16 protein-coding genes and 1 pseudogene are annotated in these 12,443 nt (G+C 68.9%); 9 read left to right on the top strand and 8 right to left on the bottom strand.

The window, feature by feature from the left end:
* Positions 1–101: 101 nt before the first annotated feature.
* The 5 genes from GA0115254_RS09330 to GA0115254_RS09350 all read right to left on the bottom strand — a co-directional run bounded on the left by GA0115254_RS09330 (position 102) and on the right by GA0115254_RS09350 (position 3,406).
* Positions 102–281 carry a hypothetical protein gene (locus GA0115254_RS09330; protein WP_093894798.1) on the bottom strand — a complete coding sequence of 60 codons (180 nt, stop codon included), beginning with the start codon at positions 279–281 and terminating at the stop codon, positions 102–104.
* 69 nt (positions 282–350) lie between these two features.
* Complete coding sequence (locus GA0115254_RS09335; protein ID WP_093894799.1) at positions 351–1,052, bottom strand: HAD family hydrolase; 702 nt, start codon at positions 1,050–1,052, stop codon at positions 351–353.
* Positions 1,053–1,071: 19 nt separating this feature from the next.
* Positions 1,072–1,770: a phosphatase PAP2 family protein gene (locus tag GA0115254_RS09340; RefSeq protein WP_093894800.1), complete on the bottom strand. Its 699-nt coding sequence runs from the start codon at positions 1,768–1,770 to the stop codon at positions 1,072–1,074.
* Positions 1,771–1,803: 33 nt separating this feature from the next.
* Positions 1,804–2,739, bottom strand: coding sequence for a M56 family metallopeptidase (locus GA0115254_RS09345; protein WP_093894801.1), 936 nt, complete (start codon positions 2,737–2,739; stop codon positions 1,804–1,806).
* A gap of 85 nt (positions 2,740–2,824) precedes the next feature.
* A complete protein-coding gene (locus GA0115254_RS09350; RefSeq protein WP_093894802.1) occupies positions 2,825–3,406 on the bottom strand; it encodes a DUF5134 domain-containing protein in 582 nt (193 codons plus the stop codon).
* A gap of 226 nt (positions 3,407–3,632) precedes the next feature.
* Between GA0115254_RS09350 and GA0115254_RS09355 the strand changes: the two genes are divergently transcribed.
* The gene (locus GA0115254_RS09355) at positions 3,633–3,872 is read left to right on the top strand and encodes a hypothetical protein (RefSeq protein WP_141720794.1); all 240 of its coding nucleotides are present in this window, start codon (positions 3,633–3,635) and stop codon (positions 3,870–3,872) included.
* Here the strand turns inward: GA0115254_RS09355 and GA0115254_RS09360 are convergent.
* Positions 3,860–4,246 carry a VOC family protein gene (locus tag GA0115254_RS09360; RefSeq protein WP_093894804.1) on the bottom strand — a complete coding sequence of 129 codons (387 nt, stop codon included), beginning with the start codon at positions 4,244–4,246 and terminating at the stop codon, positions 3,860–3,862. The two genes, GA0115254_RS09355 and GA0115254_RS09360, sit on opposite strands and share 13 nt — an antisense overlap.
* A 78-nt stretch (positions 4,247–4,324) precedes the next feature.
* On the opposite strand from GA0115254_RS09360, the gene GA0115254_RS09365 reads away from it, so the two are divergent.
* On the top strand, positions 4,325–4,876 hold the full coding sequence (locus tag GA0115254_RS09365) for a GNAT family N-acetyltransferase (protein ID WP_093894805.1): 552 nt from the start codon (positions 4,325–4,327) through the stop codon (positions 4,874–4,876).
* A 12-nt stretch (positions 4,877–4,888) separates the two neighbouring features.
* On the opposite strand, the gene GA0115254_RS09370 is transcribed toward GA0115254_RS09365, so the two are convergent.
* Positions 4,889–5,572: a glycerophosphodiester phosphodiesterase gene (locus GA0115254_RS09370; protein ID WP_093894806.1), complete on the bottom strand. Its 684-nt coding sequence runs from the start codon at positions 5,570–5,572 to the stop codon at positions 4,889–4,891.
* Between the two features lie 528 nt (positions 5,573–6,100).
* Between GA0115254_RS09370 and GA0115254_RS09375 the strand changes: the two genes are divergently transcribed.
* From GA0115254_RS09375 to GA0115254_RS09395, 5 genes and pseudogenes are all read left to right on the top strand, one after another.
* A complete protein-coding gene (locus GA0115254_RS09375) occupies positions 6,101–7,498 on the top strand; it encodes a DUF6421 family protein (RefSeq protein ID WP_093894807.1) in 1,398 nt (465 codons plus the stop codon).
* Positions 7,499–7,524: 26 nt separating this feature from the next.
* Positions 7,525–8,292, top strand: a complete 768-nt coding sequence (locus tag GA0115254_RS09380; protein ID WP_093894808.1) for an SDR family NAD(P)-dependent oxidoreductase — start codon at positions 7,525–7,527, stop codon at positions 8,290–8,292.
* Entirely contained in the window at positions 8,271–9,350 is a 1,080-nt protein-coding gene (locus tag GA0115254_RS09385) for a threonine aldolase family protein (protein ID WP_093894809.1), read from the top strand. The genes GA0115254_RS09380 and GA0115254_RS09385 overlap by 22 nt, the downstream gene beginning before the upstream one ends.
* Before the next feature lie 75 nt (positions 9,351–9,425).
* Entirely contained in the window at positions 9,426–10,025 is a 600-nt protein-coding gene (locus GA0115254_RS09390) for a transglutaminase domain-containing protein (RefSeq protein ID WP_093894810.1), read from the top strand.
* A 22-nt stretch (positions 10,026–10,047) separates the two neighbouring features.
* Positions 10,048–10,275 (top strand): annotated as a pseudogene (locus tag GA0115254_RS09395) (cytoplasmic protein); the annotation flags it as partial.
* A 10-nt stretch (positions 10,276–10,285) separates the two neighbouring features.
* On the opposite strand, the gene GA0115254_RS09400 reads toward GA0115254_RS09395, so the two are convergent.
* Entirely contained in the window at positions 10,286–11,008 is a 723-nt protein-coding gene (locus GA0115254_RS09400; RefSeq protein WP_093894811.1) for a lysophospholipid acyltransferase family protein, read from the bottom strand.
* Positions 11,009–11,226: 218 nt separating this feature from the next.
* Here GA0115254_RS09400 and GA0115254_RS09405 point away from each other — a divergent pair, with 218 nt between their 5' ends.
* Positions 11,227–11,553 (top strand): TlpA family protein disulfide reductase, encoded by a 327-nt coding sequence (locus GA0115254_RS09405; RefSeq protein ID WP_093894812.1) that lies wholly within the window; start codon positions 11,227–11,229, stop codon positions 11,551–11,553.
* Between the two features lie 196 nt (positions 11,554–11,749).
* Positions 11,750–12,256 (top strand): flavin reductase family protein, encoded by a 507-nt coding sequence (locus GA0115254_RS09410; protein WP_093894813.1) that lies wholly within the window; start codon positions 11,750–11,752, stop codon positions 12,254–12,256.
* Positions 12,257–12,443 lie beyond the last annotated feature (187 nt).

Below are 12,443 nucleotides of genomic sequence, written 5' to 3' on the forward strand. Positions count from 1 at the left end.
GGTTCCCCCGATCGGCCGACACCATCCTGCTCCACCGCGCAGCGAGTGCGTCCCGCCGGGCGGATCCTCCGCCCGGCGGGACGCCGCGATCGATGCCTGCGTCAGGCGGCCGTCCTGGCGCTCCCACCGGTCGCCGCGGCCCATTCCACGAGCAGCCTCTGATACTGCTCCTCGTCCTCCGGGGACAGGCAGCCGCCGGAGCGCTGCCACAGGTCACGAATCTCTTTGTTCACCACGGCGGCGGTACGCACGGAATCGGAGGAGCACGGAGAACGGGACATGCATACAGGCTAAGGCCCCGATGTGACAATCCGACCCATTGCGCGTCAGGGACATCTCTCACATGTCTCTCAGGCAACGTCCGGCACCAGCCCCAGCGTCCGCAGCCCATCGGGCCGCTCCTTCACCGGAAGATGCTGTACAAAGCGCACGTCACAGCCCAGCGCCGCCGCCCCGCCGTCCGCGCGCCGCTCGTCGCCGACCATCACCACATCCGTCGGATCCTGCCCGATAAGTGTGCAGGCCGTGTGGAAGAGCCGTGTGTCCGGCTTCTGGATGCCGTGCTCGTACGACAGGACGTAGGCGTCGATCAGGGAGTCCAGACCGTGTGCCCGGAAGACCGGCCGCAGGTCCCAGCCGATATTGCTGACCACGCCGATACGGGTGCCGCTGTCGCGCAGCGCACCGAGCACTTCCGCCGCGTCCGGGTAGGGCTGCCAAGCGGCAGGTGATCTGTGCCGCTCGTACAGCGCGTCGTACAGCCCCGGATCCGGCAGGGCCACCTGCCGGGCCAGTCCCGTGTACACCTCCCGGTGGAGTTCCGCGCTCTCGTCGCGAGTGGCCCACACGGAGGCCAGGCGGGCAGGAACGTGCTGGGGAGGCGGGCCGCCCGGCAGCGCCCCGGCGGCCTCGAGCGCCCGCGCGTACCGATCGAAGTCGGCCGCTCCCACCGTCACCTTCCGTTCGGCGAGGACCGCACGCAACCAGGACCGGACCGATTCGATACGGAAGAGGGTCCCGGAGAAGTCGAAGAGCACACCCTTGATCTGCATGGACGCGATCCTTCCCGGTTCAGGAGCGTCGCGGCAAGGCCGGCCCGCTGCGCCCCTCGTACCTGGCGAACCCGGCGATGGAGAACCCGGCCAGGGCCGCCCCCAGCAGCCAGCCGCCCAGGACATCGCTCATCCAGTGCACCCCCAAATAGAGCCGGGTGACGCCCACCCCGACCACCGAGATCCATGCCGCCACCAGCGCCATCCGCCACATCCGGGGTTCCGTTCCGTGCCGTCGCAGCAGCCAGAGCAGCAGACCGCAGGTCACCGTCGCCGTCATCGCGTGACCGGAGGGAAACGCTGCGTAGTGGGCGGAATCCACCGGGTTCGGCCAGTGCGGCCGCTCCCGGCCGACCGCGGACTTCAGTCCCTGCTGCAGGAGGGTCGACAGTGCGCTCGTCACTGCCACCCACATCGCGAGCGCCCGCGCCCCGCGCCACCACAGCACCACCACGGCCACCGCGATCAGGGCGCGCATGGTCCATGGATCCCACACCCAGTCGGTCAGGATCCGGTTCATGCGGACGAGTCCGGGTTCGGTGACCGCCCTTCGGTGCAGGGCGTTCGCGACCGTACGGTCCAGTGTCATGAGCGGCGACCAGCGCACGGCGACCAGGATCAGCAGGACCAGGGCAGCGGATGCGCAGACCACGGCTGTGCCGAAAGGTGTGACGCCGGAACGGGTGCGGGCCGGTGGGGCGAGCGGCGGGGATGGCATGAGGCGATCTTCGCGGACGATCCGCACGCCCGGCTATCCCAGTGCGCTGAGTCCCGGAATGAATGCCACCAGAAGCGGAACCACCGGTACCAGGGCGGCCGCCGCGGTCAGCCGGAGCCGACGGCCCGCGGTGAGCCGCTCCACCGGGGTCAGCAGCCGGTTCACCCGCAGTGGCAGCTGAGCGTCCGGCGCCGGGCGCGGGCCGAACACGCCACGATCCTCGTTGAGTTCCACCAGGGCCAGTGCGATCGTCAGCCGTCCGAAGCGCCTGGACGCCACATCGTCCGCGGCCAGTTCGACCAGCCGGTGCATCTCGTCGCGGAAGGCCGCGAACACCGGCACCTGAGGAAAACCGGTCGCGAGTGCGCCGGAACAGTACAGCAGCCAGTCGTGCCGGGCCCTCGCGTGTCCCTGCTCATGGGCCAGCACCGCATCCAGCTGACGGCCTTTCAAGCGGCCAAGTGCCGCCGTGGTGATGACCAGTTGAGGCGCAGCCCCCGGTAGCCACCAGGCATCCGGACGCTCTCCCTCCAGTACGACGAGCCGACCGCTGCCGGGCTCCTCGCCCGGCATCAGCGGGGAACGCACCAGCAATTCGGTGCGCCGTCGCCTGCGACGCACCTGGGCTCGATGGATCTCCCGGGTCAGCATCGCCGCGGTCCACACCCCTCCGAGCGCCAGCAGCACGGCCATGGCCGCAGACCACCGCCCGTGCCCGCCCAGTGCATACGCCTCCACCACGGCACGCGGCGCCGGTGCGAACACATGTCCGCGCACCGCCTGCCAGGCCGCGGCCGCACTGAACGTCATGGAGAGCGCGAAGGAGAGCAGCACCCCGGCCACCACGCACTGCCAGACCCACAGCGCAACGACGGGCTCACGCTCCGGCCAATCCGCCCGCGCCATCAGACGTGGGGTCACGACGGCGGCCAGTGCACCGAGCAGCAGCAGCGCGAGGGAGACCAACATGGCGTCAGCCTATGAGCGGTGCGGTAGTCACGGGTATGGTCGCGCACGGCAAGTGATGCACGCCACGGTTTGGCCTGCCCCTCTCTCACAGAGTGAGCAGCATGGCGAACATGGCTATCCCCATCGTCAGCCGACAGGCGAGAGCCAGCTCGGGCCATGTGCCCCAGCCACTCCCGACCGGTCCACCACCGCCCCCCGCCGTAGTGGCCACCGGTATCAACCGGGCTCCCGAACGCAGCACATACACCGCGTAGTAGGCCAGCAGCAGCCCGGTCAGCAGAGGTATGCCCCCGGCCGTCACCGCGACGTCATGGCCCGTGTGCCCGCTGTGCGCCCCTCCACCGCCCGGTGCCATCGTCAGCGCCATGTAGACCATCGCCGACGACCCGACCAGATGGTGCAGATGGTGTGTGCTGCGCCGGGAGAACCACAGCGTGCGCAACGAGGCCGCGCCGAACAGCACCGCGTACACCGCCCACCCCCACACAGGTGGTGTCACGACGGCGGCAGGCACGGCCATGGCCGCCATGCCGAAGCCCATCAGCGCCTCCGCACGCGCCGTCCTGCGCCCTTCCCCGGTCTCGCTGCGCGTGCGCAGCAGACAGTACGCGCCCGTCACCCCGCACAACGCCGTCAGCAGCCAGCCGGACATCGCCGGTCCGTGCACAGCGCACCTCCCCCTGGACGTACGACGTCGGTCCCTCCTAGTCGATGCCCGGGCCCGGACCGTCGTACGCGGCGCACTGAGGTACATGGGAGCGCGCGGAGGAGGTGTTCCCTGCCGCGCGGTGTGCTCCCGCCGGCTCGGTCAGCCGATCGCGAAGGACGTGAAGGTGCGTGCCCGGTCGGTGATGGCGTGCTCGGCGGGGAGCCGTTTCCGCTGTCTGCGGATCTTGCTCACGGCGACAATGCCGCCGCACGGGTTCCCTCTCCGACCGGGCTGGATACGCGCCTCCGCCACCGTCATCCACCGCCTGGCCGACATCGAGAAGTCCGTCGGCCTGTCATGCCCGGTGGTGGAGCAGCTGGCGGCCGTGGAGCTGCTCCACCGGCTGCCCGGCCGTGCTCGTCGACTGCGCGGCGAGAAGCCGCGCCGCGCACGGACGGCGCACCGGCACTTCTACGGGCGGTAGCGCAGTGGATGGTCCTCCGGTACTTCCACCACGACGATCCTGTGCCCGTCCGGATCGCGGATCCACATCTCGACGAGCCCCCACGGCTCGCGCACCGGCGGCCGCAGCACCTCGACGCCATGGGCCGACACCTCCTCATGCGCCGCCCGGACGTCCGCGACCTGCAGCCACAGTTCGAGACAGGGCACCGGAGGTGCGGTGGCGCGCCCGGACACCTCCAGGAAGCCGCCACCGAGGAAATAGACCGTGCCCCGCTCGGGGCCGGTGCCGAACTCCCGGTAGACGGGCAGCCCGAGGGACTGGCCGTAGAAGATCCGAGACCGCTCGGGATCGGCCGGACGCAACAGGATCCGGCTGCTCAGCACATGAACCATGCGCCAGACTCTAGGTCCGGAACACGCGGGTTACGCTGCTCCGGCACGGCCACAGCAGAGAAACGGAGAGCCACCACCATGGACATAGCCCCTGCCGAGGACTCGGGACAGCTGACCTTCCGCGACGCGGCCGACGCCGATGTGCCCGCACTCGTGACGCTGATCGAGTCGGCGTACCGCGGGGACTCCAGCCGGGCCGGATGGACCACCGAGGCGGACATCCTGCAGGGGCAGCGGACCGACCCGGACGGCGTCCGCGAGGTCGTCGAAGCACCCGGCAGCCGACTTCTCGTAGTGGAGCGCGACGGTGTGCTCATCGCCTGCTGCCAGCTCGAACACCGCGGTGACGCCGCCTACTTCGGGATGTTCGCGGTCCGCCCCGAGCTGCAGGGAGCCGGTCTCGGCAAGGTGATCATCGCCGAGGCCGAGCGCACCGTCCGCGAGGTCTGGGGGGTGACCGAGATGCACATGACCGTGATCTCGGTGCGCGAGGAGCTGATCGCCTGGTACGAGCGCCGCGGCTACCGCCGTACGGGAAAGCTCAGCCCGTTCCCGTACGGCGACGATCGCTTCGGCATCCCGCAGCGCGACGATCTCACGTTCGAGCTGCTGATCAAGGACCTGGTCTGACTGGGCCGGCAATCAGGCGGTGAAGCGGCCGGCGCGGCGGATCTCCGGGTAGTCGGTGGTCGCGCCATCCAGTCGCAGGGCGCGTACCAGCCGCAGATGGTCCTGGGTGTTCACCACCCAGCCGATGACCTTCAGCCCTTCGGCGTGCGCCTGCTCGACCACCTCCAGGGTGAGGCGGCGGATGTTCAGTGCCAGCGTCGCCGCACCCACCGCCTTCGCCCGGTCCACCACATCGCTGCGCCAGCGGCTCGCGATGAGTACGGTCCGAACCCCCGGCACCAGTTGGGCGATCTCGGCGACCGCCTCGTCGTGGAACGACGACACCTCGACCCGCTCGACAAGACCGCGCCGCAGCATCACTTCTGCCAGGGCGCGGGCCGCGGCCACATCCTTGATCTCCGCCTGAACGGGGGACCGTACGGCGTCGAGCACCTCCTCGAAGACCGGCACGCGCTCGCCCTGCCCGGCGTCGAGTTCGCGCAGCTCCGACAGGGTCTTCTCGACGATCGGACCGCTGCCGTCCGTCGTACGGTCCACCTCGGCGTCGTGCATGACGGCCAGCGCGCCGTCCTTGCTCAGATGAAGGTCCAGTTCGATGGCGTCCATCCCGGCCTGCTCCGCATGGACGAACGACCGCAGAGTGTTCTCCGGCTCGACACCCATCACTCCACGATGACCGATGGTGAGAAAAGGCAAGGCAACTCGCTTCCGTCGACGGCGTCTTCCCGCGTGCGGCTCCTACCCACGAGGCACTACGGCATTACGGCAATTCGGCAATTCGGCAGCCTAACGGCCCACCCCCGAGAGAGAGCCGCTCGGACGAGGGGGAGTGGCGCCGTGTCCCCGGATGCCGGCGGCACCGGGCAGGAACCCGGTGATGACGGCTGCGACAAGAACGGCACTGATCCTCACGCGGCGGATCTCCAGCGGTGGCGCGTAGGGCGGACTCCGTCCTACCGGCAGACGGCCGTGCCGGGCGGGCTGCGTCCCCCATGCGTGGGCGCGCCCTGCACGGCCTGACCGTTCATGTGTACGAGACCGGGCGGAGCGGCAGCCTCCGCAATGGGTCCGGCCGACGGAAGCGTTGGCGGGGAAGGTTCTGTGCAGGAAGAATCGCGGTGACCACGGGGGGTCGGCAGGATAATCTTCTGGGGCCCACTTGTCCGAAGGAACCGCGGATGGATACGGTTGCTTGACGCGAGGTTCTCCTGTGGAGGAAGAGTTATGACGGAAATTCTTGTGCACGACGTTGCCGCAGGTGACATACCTACGGACCGGCGGGTGGTCGATCACCCCGCCTGGCCCGCGCTCAAGAATGCCGTGGAGGAGATCCGCCCCTGGCAGTCGAAGGACGGATCCATCGACTTCGACACCGAGGGCGCGCCGTCCCGGGCGGCTGCCCGGGCGACGCTGGATCGCGTGATCGCCGCGGTCGAGGAGCTCTCCCCGCTGCTTCCGCACGACGACGCCTACCACCGGGCCCTCGTCATGGACCTGCGTCGCTGGGCCACCGACGGCTTCGGCGTACCGGACTTCCTCGACTCGCTGCTCGCCTTCCAGCCGGCCAAGGACCGCACCGACGGACTCCAGCACCTGGTCGTCTTCGCGATGTACACACAGAACGGCAACCCGGACCGCAACCTCGAAGCGGTCGCGCTCCGGATGGTCTGGCCCGAGTGGCTGGCCGAGCTCGAAGCCACCCGCTACGACAACCCGTTGTTCTGCGGCATCACCTTCGAGGGCTTCACCTCGGGATACGACACCAACTCCGCGGTGCTCTTCCCGGAGACCGTCGCCGTGCGCGAGGCCCCCGAGCGCTTCAGCTGGGGCGGAATCTTCTGCGACCGCGAGGCCGCCCGCTTCCGCCGGGTCACTGAGGCGTCGGTCGATCTGCTCGGCGTCGAGCTGCCCGACGACATCCGCGCGATGGTCGGTGACCAGCAGCGCTGCGAGCAGGCCTTCGTCCTCTGGGACATGGTCCACGACCGGACGCACAGCCACGGCGACCTGCCGTTCGACCCCTTCATGATCAAGCAGCGCCAGCCGTTCTGGATGTACGGGCTCGAGGAGCTGCGCTGCGACCTCACCGCCTTCAAGGAGGCCGTGAAGCTGGAGGCCGACGGCTTCCCGCAGGGCCGCGATGTGCAGTACGCCGTGCTGTTCGACCGGATGTTCCGTTTCCCCGTCACCGGCGAGCGCGTCCGCAACTACGACGGCCTCGGCGGCCAGCTGCTCTTCGCGTACCTCCACAAGCACGACGTGATCCGCTGGACCGACAACACGCTGAGGATTGACTGGGGCCGTGCGCCGCAGGTCACCAACCAGCTCTGCACCGAGATCGAGAAGCTCTACCGCGACGGCATCGACCGCCCCAAGCTCGTCCACTGGTTCGCCGCGTACGAGCTGGTCTCGACCTACCTGGCCCCGCACCCGGGCTCCCGCTGGGCCAAGGGCCCGGACGCGCTGGATCTTTCCCAGCCGCCGCGGAAGCTCGTCGACGACGTGCTTCCGGACGAGTTTCCCCTGAGCATGTTCTATGAGGCACTCTCCAAGAAGCTGAAGAACGTGATTGCCTCGACCAAGGGGATCACCGCTGCGGATGCCGAGCGGGCAGCCGCGTGAGCGCCGGGCACAAGGAGGCGGTGGCCATGAACGGAAACGGCAAGGGCAATGGGAGCGGTGCTCTCGAAGGCGCCGTGGTCGCGGTCGCCGGGGCCGCCGGTCCGGCCGGCCGGGCCACCCTGCTGAGGCTCGCCGAGGCCGGTGCGACCGTCGTCGCCTCCGACGCCGATGCCACCCGCCTGGCCGAGGCGGTCGACGCCGCCCGCTACGCCCACGGCGGCGCCACGGTCACGGGTGACACCGTCGATCTGCTGGACCTCGCTGCCGCCCGCGAATGGGCGGACAAGACGGAGAAGGAATTCGGCCGGATCGACGGCCTGGTCCACCTCGTCGGCGGCTGGCGCGGCAGCGCCACCTTCGCCGAGACCGACCTCGCCGACTGGAACCTGCTTGAGAAGCTGCTGATCCGCACGGTCCAGCACACCTCGCTGGCCTTCCAGGAGGGTCTGCAGCGCAGCGACCGGGGTCGCTATGTGCTGATCAGCGCGGCCGGGGCGAGCAAGCCCACCGCGGGAAACGCAGCCTATGCCGCGTCGAAGGCGGCGGCCGAGGCATGGACGCTCGCGCTCGCGGACTCCTTCCGCAAAGCGGGGGGCGACGAAGGGCCCAGGACCGCGGCTGCGATCCTGATCGTCAAGGCACTGGTGCACGACGCGATGCGCGCCGAGCGGCCCAATGCAAAATTCGCGGGTTTCACCGACGTCAAGGAGCTGGCCGATGCCATCGCCGGCGTCTGGGACCGGCCCGCCCCGGAAGTGAACGGAAAGCGCCTGTGGCTGACCCCACAACCGTAAGGACCGACGCGCGACGCCACCACGACCCGCAGGTACGCGGCTTCGCCAGTGACAACTACGCCGGCACGCACCCGGAGATCCTCGCGGCCATCGCCCTTGCCAACGGCGGTCACCAGATCGCCTACGGCGAGGACGACTACACCGAGCATCTCCAGCGTGTCATGCACAGTCACTTCGGCCCGACCGCCGAAGTCTTTCCGGTCTTCAACGGAACCGGCGCCAACGTCGTCTCCCTCCAGGCGATGACCGACCGCTGGGGCGCGGTGATCTGCGCCGAGTCCGCCCACATCAACGTCGACGAGGGCGGTGCCCCGGAGCGGGTGGGCGGCCTCAAGCTGCTCACCGTGCCCACCCCGGACGGCAAGCTCACGCCCGAGCTCATCGACCGGCAGGCGTACGGCTGGGACGACGAGCACCGCGCCATGCCGCAGGTCGTGTCGATCACCCAGAACACCGAACTGGGCACGGTCTACACACCCGACGAGATCCGCGCCATCTGCGACCACGCCCACGGCCACGGTATGAAGGTCCACCTGGACGGGGCCCGGATAGCCAACGCCGCGGCATCGCTGGACGTACCGATGCGTACGTTCACCAACACCGTCGGCGTCGACGTCCTGTCCTTCGGCGGCACGAAGAACGGGGCGATCTTCGGCGAGGCCGTGGTCGTCCTGAACCCGGACGCAGTCCGTGCCATGAAGCACCTGCGCAAGCTGTCGATGCAGCTCGCCTCGAAGATGCGTTTCGTCTCCGTGCAACTGGAGGCACTGCTCGCCGGAGACCTCTGGCTGCGCAACGCCCGGCACGCCAACGCCATGGCCCAGCGGCTCGCGGAGGGCGTGCGGGCGGTGGACGGGGTGGAGATCCTCCACCCCGTCCAGGCCAATGCCGTCTTCGCCCGGCTGCCGCACGAGGTGAGCGAGCGGCTGCAGAAGCGCTTCCGCTTCTACTTCTGGGACGAGGCCGCCGGTGATGTGCGCTGGATGTGCTCCTTCGACACCACGGAGGACGATGTCGACGCATTCGTCCTTGCTCTGAAGGAAGAGATGGCGAAGTAGCGCCAATCGAATAAGTATGCGGTCGACCGGAAAGTCATTGACATCCGGTCGGCCGCTTACCTACGCTCGGCGGCCATGGAGCTGATCCAGCAAGTCCCGGAACTTTCCGCCTATCTCGCCGTCGATGAGGCCATCGACCACGAGCATCCGCTGGTACGGGATACGGTCGCCGATCTCCGCAGCAATTCTATCGACGCATACACATACGCGGCCGCCGCCTACGCTTTCGTACGTGACGCCATTCCGCACTCCGCCGATTCAGGCGACATGCGGGTCGCCTGGCGCGCCTCCGACGTCCTCGCGACGCGTAACGGTATCTGTCACTCCAAGTCCCACGCTCTGGCTGCCCTCCTCCGCGCGGCGGGCATCCCGACCGCCCTCTGCTACCAGGGGCTCGGCGATGAGAACGGGGGTCCGGGCCCCGTGCACGGGCTGATCGCGGTTCGGCTGCCCGGCCGCGATCGCTGGGACCGTCAGGACCCCAGGGGTAACAAGCCGGGCGTCGACGCCCACTTCTCGCTCGACGAGGAGCGGCTGGCATGGCCCGTCCGCCCGGAGTTCAATGAAGTGGACTATCCAGTACTCTATGCGGCACCGCATCCGGCGGTACTGCGCGGCCTCCGGTCCGCCGGGGACCGTCCCGAGCTGTGGCGCACGCTCCCCACAGCGCTCTGAGATCCCGTCCCGAGGCGAGGCAGCCGGTGAAGTCGTCCGGTGCGACGACGAGGGTGTCACCTGCCGTCGCTGGAACTGGCGACAGGGTGTGCGCACCCGGCTCACCGAGGAGTCCGTGAACGCGGTATTCCTGCTGGAGCGCCTCACGCCCATGACGATCGGCGAACTCGAAGCCGCAGGCGCCGAACTCGCCGAATGGCTGGAGAAGCTGAGCCCCGGGGCGCGGATCACCGTCGGCACCCCGGAGTGAGCCGGTCGCGTCAGCTCTTCTCGCGCACCTCGGCGGGCGTCGGAGCCGTACCGCCGAGGTGCGAGGGCACCCACCAGGTGTCGCTCGCGTCCTTCGGGCGCACGGGATAGGCGCGCTGAGCCGCTTCGAGGAGCTCCTGGGCCCGCTCCCGCAGCCGCCGGGTGATCGCGCCCGCGTACTGGTCGGTGGGTGCCTCCACCGGCTCGCCGACCCGGATCGTCACCGGGATGTGGTTGCGCTTGAAATTGCGCGGCCGGCCCTTGGTCCACAATCGCTGCGTGCCCCACAGCGCCATCGGGATCAGCGGCACGCCGGCCTCCTGGGCCAGCCGGGCAGCCCCCGACTTGAAGCTCTTCAGCGTGAACGACTCCGAGATCGTGGCCTCGGGGAACACGCCGACGATCTCGCCGGAACGCAGCGAGGCAAGGGCGTGCGCATATGCGTCCTCGCCCTGCTTGCGGTCGACGGGGATGTGCTTCATGCCGCGCATCAGCGGGCCCGAGACCTTGTGCCGGAAGACCGATTCCTTCGCCATGAAGCGGACGAGACGCTTCTGCGGCAGCGCCGCGAGTCCGGTGAAGATGAAGTCCAGATAGCTGATGTGGTTGCTGACCAATACCGCGCCACCGGTCTTCGGGATGTGCTCGGAACCCTGAGTGTCGATCTTCAGGTCAAGCGCCTTGAAAAACGTACGAGCGGCGCCGATGACCGGCCGATAGACGAGTTCTGCCATCTGGAGAAGACCCTTCTTCAGCGCCTGAGGAGGGTTCTCCCGGCGGAAGTTACGCAGCCGTAGGTTTGCGGCATTGCGCCGATCGTGCCCCATGCGCGACGCGGTGGCCAGTCTCCGAGGGCGTGGGCCGCGAGATTCTCGTCACGTGGAACCGCCGGGAATGTCTTGCTGCCCGGTGGCGCTGACCCCTTGCGAAGAGCTCTGACAGGAGGCCGAAGGTGGACGGGCAGGCACATGAGGGAACGCTGGACGCGGCCCAACTCGGCGCGGAATTGGGGGAGCGGGCAACCCTTGTACAGTTCTCCAGCGCGTTCTGTCAGCCCTGCCGGGCCACCCGCCGCACTCTCGTCCAGGTGGCGCGGATGGTGGACGGTGTCGCCCATGTCGAGATCGACGCCGAGGCGCATCTCACTCTCGTGCGCGAGCTGGAGATCAGCCGGACGCCGACCGTACTGATCCTCGACGCCACCGGCCGGATCGTCCGCCGGGCCGTCGGGCAGCCGCGCACCGTCGACGTCGTCGCCGCATTGGGACGCGCGATGTGACGGACCGTGATGCATCTCCCACATTGCGGAACGCTCTTGACTGCCCCCACCACGCATCGTCAGTCTGACGCTATGCCGCCAGAACTCCTTCTCTACGGCCGGGCCCATGTGGATCTGGCCCGCAACGCGAGTGCGCGCTGTCCGGGTGCCTGAGCAACCACGGCCCCGTACGCCTCCTCCGCAGAAGGACACCTCCATGACGGCTTCGCCCGAGCTCGGCACCTCCCGCACGGCATCCCCCGAACTCCTCCGCTCGGTTTTCCGGCAGCACGCCGCCGGTGTGGCAGTGATCACCGCCGCAGGTGACCGGCCGGTCGGATTCACCGCAACCTCTCTCAACTCCGTCGCCGCCGAGCCGCCGCTGATCTCCTTCGGTGTGGGGACCTCGTCCTCCAGCTGGCCGGTCGTGGCCGAGGCCGAACACATCGGCGTCCACATACTCGGCGAGCACCAGCAGGAGCTGGCCGCCACCTTCGCCCGCAGCGGCGCCGACCGGTTCGGCCCGTCCACCTATTGGCGCAGTGGGCCCGAAGGTGTGCCGGTGCTCGACGGTGTGCTGGCGTGGCTGGTCTGCCGCGTGGTGGCCCGGGTTCCGGCGGGAGACCACCGGATCGTGATCGCGGAGGCCGTGGTCGGCGACCCGGCCGGAGGCGGTCGCCCGCTGCTGTATCACCAGGGCCGTTTCACCGCTCTGCGGGACTGAGAACTCCCAAGCGGCACAAGGGCGCCGCACGTTGGCCAGATCACAGTTCCAAGCGCTTGCTCATGGGGGAAGCACTGGGTGTACTGGCTAGTAATATTTCCTTCGGAGCGTCGGTCGCCCCGACCGGAAACCGCCCCATCAGGCGCCTATGCTGCGTGCAACAAGGCAGCCCAGAAATGACGATGCA

It is taken from the genome of Streptomyces sp. Ncost-T10-10d (assembly GCF_900091955.1).
GTDB lineage: Bacteria > Actinomycetota > Actinomycetes > Streptomycetales > Streptomycetaceae > Streptomyces.